We start from the raw sequence: 16,667 nt of genomic DNA on the forward strand, positions 1-16,667 counted from the left end.
TCTCTAAGAGTCAAAAATTGAGCGTCTTACTTTTTTTGGATTTTTATCTCAAAAAGAATAGGGTTTCACTAAGCTCCTTTTCAAAAAATCAAATTGGCTTTTAAATGGTACAAAACAATATGGATTATATTTCCAAACATCCTTTGGTATTAAGCTTTTATAATTAATTTTGCATTCGAATTTTAAAAGCATCAATCCTTTTTACATCAAAATAAAAAATGGCAAATATTGGTAAGATAACTCAGGTAATCGGCCCGGTGGTGGACGTCTCCTTCGCAGGAGGAAAATTACCAAAGATTCTGAACGCCCTTTCCATTACCAAAGAAGACGGTTTGGTAGTCGTATTGGAAGTTCAGCAGCACCTAGGTGAAGACAGAGTCAGGACCATTGCGATGGACGCGACTGAAGGTATGGTTAGAGGTCAGGAAGTTACCGATTTGGAAGGTCCTATTTCTGTTCCTACTGGTGAAGCTATCAAAGGCAGATTGTTCAATGTAATTGGACAGGCTATCGATGGTCTTCCTGAAGTGAAGTCAACCAAAAGAATGTCAATCCACCGCTCTGCCCCAAGGTTTGAAGACCTTTCCACAGCGACTGAGATCCTTTACACAGGAATCAAAGTATTGGATTTGGTTTGCCCTTATGCAAAAGGTGGTAAAATCGGTCTTTTTGGAGGTGCAGGAGTTGGAAAAACAGTATTGATCCAGGAATTGATCAACAACATTGCAAAAGCATATTCAGGTCTTTCAGTATTTGCGGGTGTCGGAGAAAGAACCCGTGAAGGAAATGACCTTTTGAGAGAAATGATCGAATCAGGCATTGTGACTTATGGTGATGATTTCCTTCATTCACTAGAAACTGAAGGTGGTTGGGATCTTTCCAAAGTAGACATGAAAAAATTGGAAGAATCCAAAGCTACTTTCGTGTTTGGTCAGATGAACGAGCCTCCTGGAGCCCGTGCAAGGGTTGCCTTGACAGGTTTGACATTGGCAGAATATTATAGAGATGGTGATGGTGAAGGTTCAGGAAGAGATATCCTTTTCTTCATTGACAACATCTTCAGATTTACCCAGGCAGGTTCTGAAGTATCAGCCCTTTTGGGAAGGATGCCATCTGCGGTAGGTTACCAACCTACATTGGCTACTGAAATGGGTCAGATGCAGGAAAGAATTACCTCCACCAAGAATGGTTCAATCACATCGGTACAGGCCGTTTACGTACCTGCCGATGACTTGACTGACCCTGCACCGGCGACTACTTTCGCGCACTTGGATGCTACTACCGTACTTTCCCGGAAAATCGCCGAATTGGGTATCTATCCTGCTGTGGATCCATTGGATTCTACTTCCAGGATTTTGAATCCATTGGTATTGGGAGATGAGCATTATGGTTGTGCCCAAAGAGTAAAAGAGATCCTTCAGAGATACAAAGAACTTCAGGATATCATTGCGATCTTGGGTATGGAAGAACTTTCTGACGAGGACAAATTAGTCGTACACAGAGCAAGAAGGGTTCAACGTTTCCTTTCCCAGCCATTCTTTGTTGCTGAAGCATTCACCGGTTTGAAAGGTGTGCTTGTGGATATCAAAGATACCATCAGAGGATTCAACATGATCATCGATGGAGAATTGGATCATTTGCCGGAAGCTTCCTTCAACTTGGTAGGATCTATCGAAGATGCGATTGCCAAAGGTGAGAAGATGCTTGCTGAAGTAATGTAATTTTCATTCCGATCCATCGGACAAATAAGGTTTTAAGCGCATCATGATACAATTGACAATCATTACACCGGACCAAAAGGTATTTGAAGGTGAAGTTTCGGAGGCTACCTTTCCAGGAGCCAACGGTTCTTTTCAGGTATTGAACAACCACGCGGCAATTGTATCCGCCTTGGGAAAAGGAACGGTATCCTATACCACCAAAGCAGGGAAAAAAAGCCATATCATCAACGGTGGTGTGGTGGAGGTAAAAGACAATAAAATTGTCCTTCTTGCTGAGAAAGTTATTGATTAATATTAACCTAAATAGAAATAAAACCCGACTGAAAAGCCGGGTTTTGTTTTTTAAAGCCAATTCTGAAAATCATTTGATAATTGAAGCCAGAAGATGAACGGAAATATTTTGGTATTGGCAAATTATTATCCTACTTTTGCAACCCTGAAAGGAGGTGTATACATATGATCATTGTCAACGTAAAAGAGAACGAATCAATCGAGAAGGCGCTAAAGCGTTTCAAAAAGAAATTTGATAAAACAGGTGCCGTAAGAGAGCTCAGAGCGAGACAGCACTTTGTAAAGCCATCTGTAAAAAACAGAGAACAAGTTATCAAAGCAGCATACAAGCAAAAAATGCAAGAGGCAGAAATGAAGTAATTCATTTTGACTTTTGAAATAAAATCAAAAAGCGCATCTACGAAAGTGGAAGCGCTTTTTTTTTAATACTCTAACTCCACCTCAAAACGATCTGAGATAGTCCCAAAATCGGAATTTTTACAGCCACTACTCGAGATCATCAGCATTCCAGCTAACCATATCAACTGTATAAGTTTCGCTATCCTCATTTGTTCTTCTGAAATAGATTTTACCATCATTGTCGATATAACTGAAATTTTTGTACTCTTTTGGCAGTTTATACTCTCTTATCTCATTTTTTCCGTTACTATTCAAATCCACTATTTGAATGATAAACTCATGTCCGGGATGCTGGATTAAGAATGTGTTCAAGTCTTTGTAGTCAAAGTTTTTTTCATGGAGTGCTCTTCTTGCTACCCTCACAAAATAACTATGACCAGCCTTTTGCAATAGACTCTTTGAAACTAAATAAAATTCATTTTGATTATGAAAAACCTGCATGTAATGATTGGAATTAAACTCATCCTGAGGCATCCCAAAACCTACTCCAATTGCGGTTTTATTCAATTTACCTTCATAGGGAATCACCTCGTAACCCTCGGTGTCTTCCTGATAGATGTAGATATTGGGATCCATTGGGAAAGTGACCAAATACTTCTTGTCAAAATAAAGGATATTGGGTGATTCATCACCCCAAAACAAATATTCACGGTAGGGGCTCTCTTTTGGATATTTGAATAGCGGCTTAAATTTCCCATTGCTTAAGTTAATTTTCACGGCTAAAAAGGAGGTTTCGAAAAACTCTTTCCCGCTCTTTAAAAAATTTCGATCGAATGCCACTAAGGTGATATAGGGATCTTGTCCGATATATTCAAAATTCACAACTTGTGTGTTTGAACCTCCCACGCCAATTTTTGCTCCTGTTAATTTCATAATGTTCCAAGAATTCTTGATCTTCAAATCTCTATCCAAAAGCAAGAGATGGCCATATCCGTTCTCCACAACAAATATGGAGTCTTGGTTGACAGGATACACATCACCAATAACCAACAGATCAATTTCATTTCCACCTTCTTGGAATCGGTTTTGATTTATGAGATTTCCTTTCTGATCGAATTTGAAAACAACAGCCTTCATCATGTCATAGCCATATATCAAGGAATCATCTGAGAGGCCAAACTCCAAATTGTTGATTGAATACATTTCATTTTCAAAAGATATATTCCTTTCAATCATAAAGTCAAAGTCCACAAAATCATCCTTCTTATTTGAACAGCTTCCTAAGAATATTACTAGAATTAAAATCTTAACAAATCTTATTTTCATTTAAACTTAAATTAATGTTTTTGTTATTATTACAAATTAAATCGAATATATAACTTGAAATATATTTTTAAAAGGAAGTTTTAAGGATATTACGAATGAATGCTTTAAAACAAAATGTACTTAAAGTTCTCTATTATTATTTCAAAATCTGGGCAGTCTTGATTTCAGGCTTATTGATTCTACTATTTATTTTTTATTTTTTCATTTATTCCCCCCATAAAAAACAAAGTCAAGCTAACCTCCAAAATCTCGGGAAAATAAAATTTGGAATGAGCAATCTTGATGTCATTCAAATAATGGGAAAAGAAGATTCAAAAATAAAAAACGTAGAAAATGACTCAGTCTATTTGTATGAATTTGAACCTTTATCTTCGGAGGATATTGAGGTGATTTTTGATGGGGAAATGAAAGTAAAAAGGATTAATTTTCCATAACATTTCAAGATACATTCTTCCTTTTTTGATCCAGTTAATGGGCTGATTAATTACATTTTTTTCTTTCCTCTGAAAATAAACACTAACTTCATTCAAACATCTTTCTCGCTTCAATGACCGATTCCTTTATCAACTATTTAGAATTCGAAAAAAGGGCAAGCCGACATACTGTCTTGGCTTACAGAAAGGACCTAGAGCAATTCAGTGAATTTTGTTTAGTCTCCTTCGAGAAAGAAGACATCAGCAACGCAGATCATCCTGAAATACGTGCGTGGATCATCGACCTCGTCGATCAGGGACTGAGTTCAACCTCAGTAAATAGAAAAATCGCAACCCTCCGATCATTTTATAAATTCTTAATGCGCTCGGGAGAAATCACCAAAGACCCGACCTATAAACTCCGTGCACTGAAGACGCCAAAGCGATTGCCGGAATTTGTGCAGGAAGATGCCATTGACAAAGTCTTGGATGAGTTGCAGTTCAAGCCCGATTTTGATGGACAACGTGACAAAATGGTCATGGAGTTTCTTTACCTGACGGGCGTCCGTCTCTCCGAATTATTGGAACTCAGGTGGAAAGACATTGATTTGGCGGGGGAAGGAGTGAAAGTTCTCGGAAAGCGGAAGAAAGAAAGAATAATTCCGATCACAAAAGGCCTCAAAAAGAATATTGTTTCGTACAGAAAAGTATTTGAAGAAAGGTTTTCAAATCTACAAGATAGTGACTATTTTATCGTTATAAACCACAAGGAACAGGCTTACCCGATGAAGATTTACCGCATTGTGAGAGAACATTTAGACCTTTTTGCTCAGACTACCAAAAGAAGTCCACATCTCTTGAGGCACACATTTGCAACACATTTACTCAACAAAGGAGCTGATCTCAATGCTGTCAAAGACCTTCTTGGACATGCAAACCTTGCTGCTACGCAGGTCTATACACACAATTCTATGGAAAAACTTAAGGCTGTGTTTGAACAGGCACATCCGAAAGCTTAATATAAGTTTAACTTTAAACCATTTACATTATGAAACTTCAAATGCATTCCATCCATTTCGATGCTGACCAAAAGCTTATCGATTTTATCCAGAAAAAAGCCGATAAACTTGACACCTATTTTGATCGAATAATCGACGGTGAAGTTTTTATGAGACTTGATAACCATGAAAAAAAAGAAAATAAAATTGTTGAAATTAAAATGAATGTTCCGGGAAAAACTCTTTTTTCAAAGCATCAAAGCGAATCATTTGAGGCCGCAACAGATGAAGCCATTGAGGGCCTCCGCAGACAACTCAAAAAATTCAAAGAAAAAGTCGTCTTAGCCAACCAATAAGCAATGAGATCCTCGCCGAAAGCGGGGATTTTATTTTTCAATAGTTTTTTGTCTTTCAGCTTTTTACTTTCAGAGCGGCATTTAGAACCCCCGTATGGGTTTATGGAAACAAAAGATTGAATCCAATTCCTGCCAAAACCCCCAAAGCTATTATCAGAGGTGACGAAAGTTTTGTAAAATTCAATAAAAGATAGGTACCCAAAATCGCTGCGATATTAAAAAAATCAGGATCTAATGGCTCAAAAAGCAAATAAGCTGCAGCAATCAACATCCCACAACTGACTGCATTGATACCTTCCAAAGCGGCACGGACAGGACGGAATTTTTTCAACTTGTCCCAAAATTTGATGACGAAGAAAATAAGAAATGTACCCGGAAGGAAAATGCCTGCGGAGGCAATAAATCCTCCTGTCAACAATCCCAACACACCTTGGTCCCGCATAGACAATGCGCCCACATAGGCACTGATACTGAAAGTAGGACCGGGAATACCCTGCGATAAGGCATAGCCTGTCAAAAACTCCTGTGAGGTAAGGAATTTTTTAAACTCCACAAATTCCGTGAACAAATAAGGAACCAAGACCTGCCCTCCTCCAAAGATCAAACTTCCGTTTCTATAAAAATTCTCAAACAGAAGCACCGCCTGATTTTTTGTCAAAGCACCCAGAATAGCTGCAAAAACTAGGATCCCTCCCCATAAGTAGAAATTGGCCCAATCAATGACAAGCTTTTTGTCACCTTCTTCTTTGGGTTCATTTCTGTACTTCAAGGAAGTGGTCACCCCTCCTACGAGAAGCAACAAAGGAAAAAGAAAAGGGGAATTATAGAAAAAGGAAATGAAAGTCGAAAACATCATCAGGACAGATGCCTCGGTGGTTTTGACCATTTTGAAAATCGTCTTTTGGGCAGCATAGATAATAAATCCGATGGCCATAGGCTGAATGAATTTTGCAAAACTCAATGCCCCGGGCGTATTTTCCTGTAAAAAATCAATCAAGAAAGCCGCTACAATCATCAGAAGGGTAGCAGGCAAAATCCAGACAAAAAGAGAAAGATAGGCGAGATTTGGCCCGCCTACTCTATATCCTATTGCAGAGATGGTCTGAGTGGAAGTTGGACCAGGAAGGATTTGGCAAAGTGCATTCAATTCCCAAAGTTCCTGTTCTTTGATGTATCCCCGCCTAGTCACCATGGTATCCAAAACCATGGCAAGGAAGACCTGAGGTCCTCCAAAAGCCGTCAGAGACAGTAATAAAACATCTTTGAGATAAAGGTAATACCTGACCTTCCTGACCGACACGGCTTATTTCTTTAAGCCGAGTTCACGGAGCCTTTCTTCCAAAAACTCACCGGCGGTAGCATTTTCAAATTGCTTGGGATGATCGACATCCACACAGCTTTCAAGACATGTCAGGTCCATCTCAGACCTTGGATGCATAAAGAAAGGAATCGAATACCTGCTGGTATGCATCATTTCGCGAGGTGGATTGACGACCCGGTGGATGGTTGATTTCAATTTTTTATTGGTCAATCTCTCCAGCATATCGCCCACATTTACGACCAATTGGTCTGGAAGTGCAGTGATGGGAATCCACTTGCCGTCTTTTCTCAAAACCTGCAAGCCATCAGCACTTGCCCCCATGAGCAAAGTGATCAGGTTGATATCACCATGTTCGGCAGCACGCACTGCGTCTGCCGGCACATCATCCGGATTTTCGATAGGGAAATAATGGATTTGTCTCAAGATGGAATTTCCGAAAGCAACCTTATCTTCAAAGTAATTTTCCTCAAGATCAAGGTAAAGCGCAATCGCTTTGAGCATGTTTTTTCCCGCCGCTTCCAAAGTTCTATACACTTCATTTGCGATTTCTTTAAATTCAGGCACTTCAGAAGGCCAGATATTATCAGGATATTCTTTTTTTGTCTCATCGCTGTCAGGGATGCTGTCCAACTCCTGACCCACATGATAAAACTCTTTTAGGTCACCGGTATTTCTTCCCTTCGCATGTTCTTTTCCTTTGCCGGTATATCCTCTCTGAAAACCTATTTCAGGCTTTTCGTACTTAGACTTGACGTCATCAGGCAATGAAAAAAACTTCTTGATCACAGCATAAAGCTTGTCCTGTAACTCTTTGTCGAGCCCATGATTCTTGATCGCAACGAATCCGATATTATTGTATGCTTCACCCAACTTTTGAACAAATGCCTGCTTTTTGTCAGAACTCCCAGATGTGAAATCCGCTAGGTCTAAAGAGGGGATTTCATTGTATAAAATATCTTTCATCTTCAAAACTTTGATTTTTATTATTCAGCAATATATCCCAAATTTAGATAATTTCGCTTCCAGACCTTCATCACTATGAAAAAATCAATACCATATTTTTGTTTCCTATTCCTGATTTTGGTATCTGCATCCTGTAGTTTGAAAGAAAAAAGAGAGGAGAAAATCTTCGAAATGACAGGGGCAGACAGTCTGGAAGTAGAAAAAAAAGAGGTGAGTTTCTATTTCTATGAGGAGGAAAAAGAATATCCGGACGCCATCATCGAAATGTATGCCCCACTAAGCAACCAAAAATTCAGCCCGGGTAGGATTCCCTTTGAGTTCAATATCAAAAATTATCCTTTTGGTGAGGAAATAGATGGTTTTAAATTAAATACAATACTGAATTCAGGAGATCCTGTAGGCCACAATTCACCGATTTTCCAACAAGAACTGAATGAAGGTACATATAGAATCGTCGCATATTTGGTAGACAGTCAGGGTTTGGCACTCAAAGAATTTGGAAATTATGTGGACCGGGAGTTTATGGTCGGCAATACACGTCCATTTCCATATTCTGCAGAACCCTACCTCGCCTTAAATCTGCCAATCAACGGGCAGGCTTATTTGGAAGGTGAAGAAGTAACCCTAGATTTTTTGGTCATCGGAGGTGATATGCTCCTTGATAACTTACAGGTGGAAATCAAGGTGGGAGATTTCCATTATGAAATCACCGAAATCAATCCTGTAAGGATTTCAAATCTTCCAAAGGGTGAGCACCTCATCCAATTGAACCTTTCATACCAGGATGGAAAGCAGTTGGCAGGACCATTTTCAAGTGCTCAAAAATCGATCACAGTCCAATAAACTACTTGGAGATATGTAGTTCTTTCCCAAGTGGATTTGGGGAACATCCTTATCTTTGCTCCAGCAACAGATCATATTATCATACACCATGCTACTCGTAAATACAATCAGGGATAACTTTGAAATCACCTTGGCGGGATTACAAAAACGTAATTTCCACAACGCTGAGGATGTTTTGATCCAGGTTTTGGACTTGGACAATAAAAGAAAAGAGACACAATCCCAAAGGGATTCACTACAGGCAGAATCGAATAACTATTCAAAAGAAATAGGTATTTTGATGAGAGAGGGGAAAAAAGAGGAAGCCGAAAAAATCAAGACTTTTACTTCGGAAATTAAGGAGAAGGTAAAATCCTTGGAGGATATTTTTTCCCAAACTGAAGAAGAACTCAAGCAGATTTTGTACACCATTCCCAATATTCCCCACTTTTCGGTACCCAAAGGAAAATCTGCTGAGGATAATGAGATCGTGCTTTCGAATGGGGAAATACCTGCTTTGCCAAACAACAAACAGCCACATTGGGAGCTGATCAAAAAATATGACATCATCGATTTTGAGCTTGGAACCAAAATAGCAGGTGCCGGATTCCCTGTTTACAAAGGAAAAGGTGCAAGATTGCAACGTGCACTGATCAACTTCTTTTTGGATGAGGCATTGAAAGCAGGTTATCTGGAAATCCAGCCTCCGATTTTGGTCAATGAAGATTCAGGTTATGGCACTGGGCAATTACCCGACAAAGAGGGCCAAATGTATGAGGCTACAGTGGACAGGCTTTTCCTTATCCCAACGGCAGAGGTTCCAATTACAAATATTTATAGAGATGTAATTTTGAATGAGTCAGATTTTCCTATCAAAAATGTGGGCTATACTCCCTGCTTTAGAAGAGAAGCGGGAAGTTGGGGCGCACATGTAAGGGGATTAAATAGACTCCATCAGTTTGACAAAGTGGAAATCGTCCATCTTTCACATCCTGACCATTCTTATGAGGCTTTGGAAGAAATGAGTTTATATGTACAGGGATTGCTGCAAAAACTGGAATTGCCTTATCGGGTTTTGAGACTTTGCGGAGGAGATATGGGCTTTACCTCTTCCCTTACTTATGATATGGAGGTGTTCTCTGCTGCGCAGGAAAGGTGGCTTGAGGTCAGTTCAGTCAGCAACTTTGAGTCCTTTCAAGCAAACAGGTTAAAACTCCGTTTTAAAACTGAGGACAAAAAAACCCAATTGGCCCATACCTTAAATGGAAGTGCATTGGCATTGCCTAGAATCGTAGCCTCAATCTTGGAAAACAACCAAACTGAAACCGGAATCAAGATGCCAAAAGTATTGGTTCCCTATCTTGGATTTGATACCATTGGATAATAAATCCTTATACAATCCCAAAGTCAAAAAACTTTGGGATTTTTTTTCAAACAAAACTTTCTAGGTCAATGAAATATCTATTCATCATATATCTTCTTCTTTTCCCATTGCAGATTTTTTGCCAATCAGAAAAAGAAGAAAAGGAGGATATTGCTGCCACTGTGCAACTGTATTTTGATGGGATGATCCAAAGGGACAAGGGGAAACTTGAACAAGCTTTCCTTCCTGATGCAAGGTTGATCGGATACCGGGGAGAGAACCTGACCATTACTTCATTTGAGGATTGGGCCAACGGTACAGCAAATGGCGAAAAAAGAGACCCTTCAAAATTTGAAAACAGGCTTTTGGAAATCGAAATCAAAGGGAATACTGCTTTGGCCAAAACAGAGTTATTTTGGCCGGGCATTTACTACTACGATTATTTGACCCTTATCAAAATAGAAGGTAAATGGAAAATCGTCCATAAGACTTGGTATGAAGAAAAAAGATGAATAAAAGGAAATGGATAATTTGGTTAATAGGTTAAAACTGTTGCTGATAAGCGGACACTTCAAATCCTAACAGCATCACTTTCACTCAATAAGCCAACAAAAAAGCCTGTAAAAGTTAATGACTTTTACAGGCTTTATTTCAAAATGGGATATGATCACTTTTTAAGAACTTTGATATGCTCGATTTTTTGACCCCATTTTACTTCAATGACAAAGACTCCTTTTGGAATTCTTCCTACCATTTGGGAGATAGCTTCGTTCATTTCATTCTCGGAATTGACAGAGAGTTCTCCTGATATTGATGTTGGGTGGATGATCCTGAAGGTAATTGGTTCCTGATGGTATTGGGACTTGTCAAGCAGGTTGACACGCAACTGATCCCCGTTTGTTGGATTTGGATATGCTCTCCAAACACCTTCTGTAAACTGAACTCCTGGAACCTTAACAGATAAAACTTTACTTAGTGTGGATTTGCCGTTAAAATCAACTTGATTCAATCTGTAATAAACTGTTCCTCCGGCAATGATTGGATTCACATCCTCAAATCTATAATCCACAGGCGCATCAGACCAACCCATTCCATCGACATTTCCAATCACTTCCCAGCTTTTCAATCCGTCAGTTGATCTTTGGATTTCAAAATGGGAATTTTCTCTTTCCATGGAAGTAGTCCAAGTCAGTTCTGCCATTCTCTCTTCAGCATCAAACTCCGCCACTAGGAAAATGTATTCTACTGGTAAAATTCTTGAATTGGCATAACCAATAAAAACGATACCCCTAGCACCATTTCCACCTCTTGCGTCTTCAGCGCCTCCACCTCCACCGGAACCAGGTGTACTTGCATCTCTACCAATTCTTTCTGACAACGGGTCATCGTCTTCTTCTCCCTCTCCTCCAGCACCGCCGCTTCCCCCATTTCCTCCATTTCCTCCATCACTTTGTCCGCCTCCGCCACCGCCGGCACTAAAAAAACGATTGAGCGAAATGTCAAAACTAGAAAACTGTAAACCGGCTCCGCCATTTCCCCCTTCCTCATCATCCTCATCAGAATCTTGACCGTTGGATGATGCGCCCCCACCACCGCCTCCAGCCTCATTGTCTTCAGATTCTCCTCCATTTCCTGCGCCATTACTCCCATTTCCACCATCTTCATCATCAGCACCGCCGCCTCCGGATCCACCTCTTAAAAGCAAAGAGCTAAAACCAACAGTCGAAGAATTAAATACAGAAGTACGTCCATTTAAACCATCTCCTTCATCTTGCGAACCACCGCCACCGCCACCGCCGGCAATAATCTCATATAATCCTCCCAAGTCAAACGTGCTGTCTCCGCCGTCTTGGCCTTCTTCTTCCTCGTCAGTTGAACCCATCCCCCCATTTCCAATCAAAACTTCGAAATTAGTACCTACAGGTAATCCTGTCACTATCCTGTCTTCGACATTAACTCTCGCGTGCACTATACCGCCGCCGCCGCCGCCGCCGCCATTTCCAAATCCTCCTCCACCGCCGCCGCCAATTACCAACACCTCAAAATCCAAAAGACCTTCAGGAGCTTCCCAAGTACAATTTTCATTGAATTGGATTACAGTCACACCTGTCAGGTTGCCATTATCCAAAACAGTAAAACATGGGCAGGTATATGAAATGATTATTTGACCGTTACCTCCATTACCTCCATTTCTGGTTTGATTATTTCTCCTTGCTCCACCTCCGCCACCTCCAGGGGCATCACCGTCTTGACCATTTGAATTTCCATTTCCGACTGTACCATTTCCTCCATCTCCCCCGCCCAATGGAGCACTGGCTCCGGTATTTGAAGTAGAATTTGTTCCATCACCCAAGCTGGAAGCAGAAGATCCTCCACCTCCTGAGAAAACTGTTCCTGAGTTTGAAGCGTTACTCCCATTTCCTCCACTATACCTTACATCACCATAACCTGCTGTAGCCTGACCTCCTTGTCCACCATTTATATTGTTATTTGGAACACTAGCTCCCCCTTTAGCCATCAGTGTAGTGGCAGAACCAAACCAAGTATCTTCACCGGCAGCTGTCGTGTTACTTCCCGCACCAACATTGTAATTAAAAATTTGCCTTGGAGTTACGGTGAAAACACTTTGTGAATAAGCACCGCCGCCGCCGCCGCCGCCTCTGCCATTTGAAGTTCTTGACCCTCCTTTTCCTCCTGCACCCCAAACCTCCACTGTTATAGAAGTTACACCATCCGGAACTATGAATTCTCCACTACCTGTGGTGGTTATCGGTCCAATTGGATCACATTGAGCAAAAGCTTTTTCAGCAAAAAAGAAGCTGTTGGCCAAGAATAAAACCGGAATGAGAATGCTTGGCAGAAAGTGAGTTTTTTTCATTATTTGGGGGTGATTGTATTCAGAAAAAAAAATTACAGATTTATTTTACTGTAATTCAAATACAAATTAACGCATTTTAAAATTAATTTAAAAATAAAACTTGAGGGAACAGATTTTTGAATTTAATTTTAATTATATTTTTTTATTATTTTATTTATATTTTTTATTTATAAAAAAATTTTTGTTACATTTTAAATATTTTATTCATATTAAAAATTTATGTTGATAGTAATTAAATAAATTAATGGTATTTATTTGATAATGAATGGTACAAAGAGGATCGAAAATGTTTTTTGATTTTTTAAAATGCATAGAGGCATCCATACAGTATCTTTAAAAAAGCAGCAATATTTATCTCAAAAAATATCAGATTCCAACTCCCTTATTTGTATCCTCAGAAGAACAGATTGTTGGTTAACAGTATTGCAAAAAATATATTCCACAAATAAAAAGGCTAATCTATTTTTGTTTTAATACTTTGATGTGTTCAATTTTTTGGCCCCATTGAAGTTCTACCACAAAAATTCCACTTGAAATTGTTGGTAAGATTTGAATTAAATATTCATTCATTTCGGCTTCTGAATCTACCGTAACAACTTCAGTAACATGATTTGGCTGAATTATCCTGAAGGATATCTTTTCTTGGCTGTATTGTGAAATATCAAGCAAGCCTATTCGGAATTGGTGACCGTCCGTTGGATTGGGGTAAGCACGCCAAACCCCTTGAGTAAACTGCACTGAAGGCATTTTGACCGACAATACTTTACTAAGAGAGAATTTCCCATTCATATCCACCTGCTTCAGCCTATAATAAATATTTCCACCGGCCAAAGGAAGGTTAGCATCCACATATTCGTACTCAGAAATTGTGTCTTTCCAACCCATACCGGATACTTCCCCTATTTTTATAAAATCACTGATATCCCCCAATGACCTTTCGATCTCAAAGCGGCTGTTTTCCCATTCTTTGGCAGTAGCCCAAGAAAGTAATGCAGAATTTGATGCTTTGGAATATTCGGATTCTATATAGAGATAGTCGACAGGTAGAATACGGCAGGAATTAATAAACTCCGCTGAACCTACCCCTTCCTTCACAGCATTTTTTGGGGTTTTGATTATTCCACAATAATAAACCTTTGCATTATCTGAGGCAATTATTTTTGCAGAGCCTGAGTTGTCAATATCTCCTCCTACGTCGATTTCACTATCACCGTTAAAAGTTATGTCAGAAGTACCTCCAAGAATAATATCCTCTTCTACAATTATTCTTGCACTTCCATAGGAATTCAATTGATGATTACTTCCCCCCTTTATGTCAACCTCTAATGTCCTAAAGAAACCATATACATCAATCCGAGAGCTATTACCATTATATTTGGTTGGACCATCGCTTATTAAACTACCCCCATTTTCAACCAAGAGAATTGCCCTTCCTCTTAAGTCTATACTATTTACAACCACACTAGAGGTTCCATCTCCATCAATAATTAACAAGGTAGAATCTGATGATGAACCTTGAGAAATAATAAGTTCATTAGTTATGTTAAAAAAGCTGTTCTCCACCAAATCGAATAAAACCTCGCTGTCTGAAATTATTGATGCATCTCCTACAATATCAAAACTTGCTCCATTTTCTACCCTTATGCTACGAAGAGTACCTCCAAAACTAATTGGGACACCTGATATCGAAATATCTCCTCTAATAATAATATCTACAGGACACGTAGTAGTTGGATTAGTTGAAGGTGGCGAAGTTTGATTAGTAAAACCTCCTAAAACGCTACAAGAATTTGAGACTTCCCAACAGTCACCATCAGTCCAAGATCCATCACATCCAGGTTTGGCAGGATCAAACACAAAGGTTTGCCCATAGGACTCCCAAGAAGCTAAAAAAAGCATGGTAAAAATCAAAAATACTTTAAAAAGTTTAAACATTATTTTATTAGTTAAATAAGGTTTTAAAACTTTTCGAATATAGTATTTTGATTTTTATAATCAAACAAACGCTTTTAATTTTCTTTTTTCTTCAATTCATTTCAATATGAATTTATACAAAAATTAAATCTAAATTTTTAATAGATAATTCTAAAAAAAGCGACCACATTTATCCTTTCTTCAATACTTTGATATGCTCCACTTTTTCTCCCCAAGAAACTTCTATTACAAATACCCCGAGAGGTATAGATGGAAGAAATCGGGTCAAGTACTCATTCATGGCATATTCTGAGTCGACTGTTACTGTTTCAGAAATAAAACTTGGATGAATAATTCTAAAAGTAATGGTTTCTAGTTGGTACTGAGATTTATCAAGAAGGCTGATTTTCAACTCATTGCCCAAAGTTGGATTTGGGTAAGCTCTCCATACTCCTTTTGAAAATTGGATATTTGATACTTTCACTGAAAACACGCTGCTATATGTATGTTTGCTGTCGAAGTCCACTTGCTTAATGCGATAAAAAACATTGCTTACGGTCAAAGGAAGATTACTATCCACAAATCCGTATTCTGTGATAGAATCCTTCCAACCCATTCCCTGTACCTCACCTATTTTTTGGAAATCCTTGATTCCATCTATTGATCTTTCTATTTCAAAATGACTGTTATTTGCTTCTTTTGCTGTTGCCCAAATTATGTTTACATTCCTTTCAGAATGAGAGATTTTTGCTTCGCTGTAAATTATTTCAACAGGAAGGATTCTACAAGATTCAGAAAAGGTGCCCTGAATCACCTCTTGTGTGCTGCAATTATTTCCATCACATGGAATAGGGAAAGAACCACATACATAAACTACAGCTTGATCGGTAGCAATAACTTTGGAATTTCCTGCAATCAAAATGTCTCCGCCAATATCAGTTTCGCTTGAGCCTCCAAAGGTGATGTCACTAGTGCCTCGAACATCAAGATTTTGCTCTATCATTACCTCGGCATTGCCATAGGCATTTAATTGATTGCCAGAACCACCTGTAATCAAAACACTACCGGCAGTTCTAAAGAACCCATAAATGTTTATTGATGAATTATTTCCACGGTAATCAACATCTCCCTCTACAAATAATCCGCCACCGGCTAATACATCAACTTTTGACCTTTGACCAAAATTGAATGATTTTACATTTAAAGTGCTCAGAGCATCGCCATCACCATCAATTATCAACTCTGCATCATTCTGAATATCCATTAATCCTCCTGTGACATCAAAAGATCCACCATTCCGGATGTCAACAGTCATTCTTGTTTTTGAATTTTGACCTCCACTTAATAAAATTAAACTTCCCTCGACTATTAACTCACCTCCATTTAAGGACACTGTTGATATTCTTGATGCTTGTTGGGTTAGGTTCCCGGTGATGGTAAGCTTTCCTCCTGAAATAACCCTTAAAGTAATATTACTTCCTAAACTTAAACTAGGGATTGTCATTTCATTGTTTACAACAATTACTATAGGACAAGATGTGGTTCCTGAATTAGGCGGGAACAAAGAGGAATTACAATTCCCTGTCCTAACCCAACAAGAAGATGATGTGAAAGGATTACCTGAACTAGGGGTACATGCTTGGGAGGTGTAGGTGACCTGTGCATGGGCACCTTCAATAGAAGCGAAAAACAAAAGAGTCAAGAAAAAGAAGTAAAAAGCTTTCATATGAGTGAGATAGATATATAAATGTATTACAAATATACATTTTTGTATTTCATATATCAAAACAAAAATTTAAAAAATGCTTTTTATTTACCTATTTATGCTTTAAAGCGATAAAATCACATAAAAAAATGTCCCTTTTGGTAATAATTAACCTGGAGAATAATTGAATTTGGGAAAATCCCAACAATTTTGGAGGTAAATTATAAACACAAATTTGGGTTATAGTTTATTTTTCA

Annotated in this window: 15 protein-coding genes; 9 read left to right on the forward strand and 6 right to left on the reverse strand. The window is 38.8% G+C overall.

What is annotated here, in order from left to right; translation table 11 throughout:
- Positions 1-218: 218 nt before the first annotated feature.
- The 3 genes from atpD to rpsU all read left to right on the forward strand — a co-directional run bounded on the left by atpD (position 219) and on the right by rpsU (position 2,372).
- Positions 219-1,721, forward strand: a complete 1,503-nt coding sequence (atpD, locus tag NU887_RS08640) for a F0F1 ATP synthase subunit beta (protein WP_258422961.1) — start codon at positions 219-221, stop codon at positions 1,719-1,721.
- A gap of 43 nt (positions 1,722-1,764) precedes the next feature.
- The gene (atpC, locus tag NU887_RS08645) at positions 1,765-2,013 is read left to right on the forward strand and encodes an ATP synthase F1 subunit epsilon (RefSeq protein ID WP_258422962.1); all 249 of its coding nucleotides are present in this window, start codon (positions 1,765-1,767) and stop codon (positions 2,011-2,013) included.
- Between the two features lie 164 nt (positions 2,014-2,177).
- Positions 2,178-2,372 (forward strand): 30S ribosomal protein S21, encoded by a 195-nt coding sequence (gene rpsU, locus NU887_RS08650; protein ID WP_241124273.1) that lies wholly within the window; start codon positions 2,178-2,180, stop codon positions 2,370-2,372.
- Between the two features lie 126 nt (positions 2,373-2,498).
- On the opposite strand, the gene NU887_RS08655 is transcribed toward rpsU, so the two are convergent.
- A complete protein-coding gene (locus NU887_RS08655) occupies positions 2,499-3,554 on the reverse strand; it encodes a hypothetical protein (RefSeq protein WP_258422963.1) in 1,056 nt (351 codons plus the stop codon).
- A 392-nt stretch (positions 3,555-3,946) separates the two neighbouring features.
- Between NU887_RS08655 and NU887_RS08660 the strand changes: the two genes are divergently transcribed.
- The 3 genes from NU887_RS08660 to hpf all read left to right on the forward strand — a co-directional run bounded on the left by NU887_RS08660 (position 3,947) and on the right by hpf (position 5,444).
- Positions 3,947-4,111 (forward strand): hypothetical protein, encoded by a 165-nt coding sequence (locus NU887_RS08660; protein WP_258422964.1) that lies wholly within the window; start codon positions 3,947-3,949, stop codon positions 4,109-4,111.
- A 113-nt stretch (positions 4,112-4,224) separates the two neighbouring features.
- Positions 4,225-5,109, forward strand: a complete 885-nt coding sequence (locus tag NU887_RS08665; protein WP_258422965.1) for a tyrosine-type recombinase/integrase — start codon at positions 4,225-4,227, stop codon at positions 5,107-5,109.
- Positions 5,110-5,138: 29 nt separating this feature from the next.
- On the forward strand, positions 5,139-5,444 hold the full coding sequence (gene hpf / locus NU887_RS08670) for a ribosome hibernation-promoting factor, HPF/YfiA family (RefSeq protein ID WP_258422966.1): 306 nt from the start codon (positions 5,139-5,141) through the stop codon (positions 5,442-5,444).
- A gap of 100 nt (positions 5,445-5,544) precedes the next feature.
- On the opposite strand, the gene chrA is transcribed toward hpf, so the two are convergent.
- Together chrA and NU887_RS08680 are read right to left on the reverse strand one after the other, a co-directional pair.
- Entirely contained in the window at positions 5,545-6,744 is a 1,200-nt protein-coding gene (gene chrA / locus NU887_RS08675) for a chromate efflux transporter (protein ID WP_258422967.1), read from the reverse strand.
- A gap of 3 nt (positions 6,745-6,747) precedes the next feature.
- Complete coding sequence (locus NU887_RS08680) at positions 6,748-7,728, reverse strand: isopenicillin N synthase family dioxygenase (RefSeq protein ID WP_258422968.1); 981 nt, start codon at positions 7,726-7,728, stop codon at positions 6,748-6,750.
- A 75-nt stretch (positions 7,729-7,803) separates the two neighbouring features.
- Between NU887_RS08680 and NU887_RS08685 the strand changes: the two genes are divergently transcribed.
- From NU887_RS08685 to NU887_RS08695, 3 genes are all read left to right on the forward strand, one after another.
- On the forward strand, positions 7,804-8,571 hold the full coding sequence (locus tag NU887_RS08685; protein WP_258422969.1) for a hypothetical protein: 768 nt from the start codon (positions 7,804-7,806) through the stop codon (positions 8,569-8,571).
- Positions 8,572-8,659: 88 nt separating this feature from the next.
- Positions 8,660-9,934: a serine--tRNA ligase gene (gene serS / locus NU887_RS08690; RefSeq protein ID WP_258422970.1), complete on the forward strand. Its 1,275-nt coding sequence runs from the start codon at positions 8,660-8,662 to the stop codon at positions 9,932-9,934.
- A gap of 68 nt (positions 9,935-10,002) precedes the next feature.
- Entirely contained in the window at positions 10,003-10,425 is a 423-nt protein-coding gene (locus tag NU887_RS08695) for a nuclear transport factor 2 family protein (RefSeq protein WP_258422971.1), read from the forward strand.
- A gap of 155 nt (positions 10,426-10,580) precedes the next feature.
- On the opposite strand, the gene NU887_RS08700 is transcribed toward NU887_RS08695, so the two are convergent.
- From NU887_RS08700 to NU887_RS08710, 3 genes are all read right to left on the reverse strand, one after another.
- Positions 10,581-12,791 (reverse strand): T9SS type A sorting domain-containing protein, encoded by a 2,211-nt coding sequence (locus NU887_RS08700; protein WP_258422972.1) that lies wholly within the window; start codon positions 12,789-12,791, stop codon positions 10,581-10,583.
- A gap of 459 nt (positions 12,792-13,250) precedes the next feature.
- On the reverse strand, positions 13,251-14,726 hold the full coding sequence (locus NU887_RS08705) for a hypothetical protein (RefSeq protein WP_258422973.1): 1,476 nt from the start codon (positions 14,724-14,726) through the stop codon (positions 13,251-13,253).
- Positions 14,727-14,895: 169 nt separating this feature from the next.
- Positions 14,896-16,431: a translocation/assembly module TamB domain-containing protein gene (locus NU887_RS08710; protein WP_258422974.1), complete on the reverse strand. Its 1,536-nt coding sequence runs from the start codon at positions 16,429-16,431 to the stop codon at positions 14,896-14,898.
- Between the last annotated feature and the right edge of the window lie 236 nt (positions 16,432-16,667).

The organism is Aquiflexum gelatinilyticum, assembly GCF_024741135.1.
In the GTDB taxonomy this organism is placed as follows: domain Bacteria; phylum Bacteroidota; class Bacteroidia; order Cytophagales; family Cyclobacteriaceae; genus Cognataquiflexum; species Cognataquiflexum gelatinilyticum.

Coding starts and splice junctions, on each gene's coding strand:
- NU887_RS08700 (WP_258422972.1), bottom strand. CDS start 12,791: ATGAAAAAAACTCACTTTCTGCCAAGCATTCTCATTCCGGTTTTATTC.
- NU887_RS08710 (WP_258422974.1), bottom strand. CDS start 16,431: ATGAAAGCTTTTTACTTCTTTTTCTTGACTCTTTTGTTTTTCGCTTCT.
- NU887_RS08665 (WP_258422965.1), top strand. CDS start 4,225: ATGACCGATTCCTTTATCAACTATTTAGAATTCGAAAAAAGGGCAAGC.
- NU887_RS08655 (WP_258422963.1), bottom strand. CDS start 3,554: ATGTATTCAATCAACAATTTGGAGTTTGGCCTCTCAGATGATTCCTTG.
- NU887_RS08680 (WP_258422968.1), bottom strand. CDS start 7,728: ATGAAAGATATTTTATACAATGAAATCCCCTCTTTAGACCTAGCGGAT.
- atpC (WP_258422962.1), top strand. CDS start 1,765: ATGATACAATTGACAATCATTACACCGGACCAAAAGGTATTTGAAGGT.
- NU887_RS08685 (WP_258422969.1), top strand. CDS start 7,804: ATGAAAAAATCAATACCATATTTTTGTTTCCTATTCCTGATTTTGGTA.
- NU887_RS08705 (WP_258422973.1), bottom strand. CDS start 14,726: ATGTTTAAACTTTTTAAAGTATTTTTGATTTTTACCATGCTTTTTTTA.
- atpD (WP_258422961.1), top strand. CDS start 219: ATGGCAAATATTGGTAAGATAACTCAGGTAATCGGCCCGGTGGTGGAC.
- hpf (WP_258422966.1), top strand. CDS start 5,139: ATGAAACTTCAAATGCATTCCATCCATTTCGATGCTGACCAAAAGCTT.
- rpsU (WP_241124273.1), top strand. CDS start 2,178: ATGATCATTGTCAACGTAAAAGAGAACGAATCAATCGAGAAGGCGCTA.
- serS (WP_258422970.1), top strand. CDS start 8,660: ATGCTACTCGTAAATACAATCAGGGATAACTTTGAAATCACCTTGGCG.
- NU887_RS08695 (WP_258422971.1), top strand. CDS start 10,003: ATGAAATATCTATTCATCATATATCTTCTTCTTTTCCCATTGCAGATT.
- NU887_RS08660 (WP_258422964.1), top strand. CDS start 3,947: ATGAGCAATCTTGATGTCATTCAAATAATGGGAAAAGAAGATTCAAAA.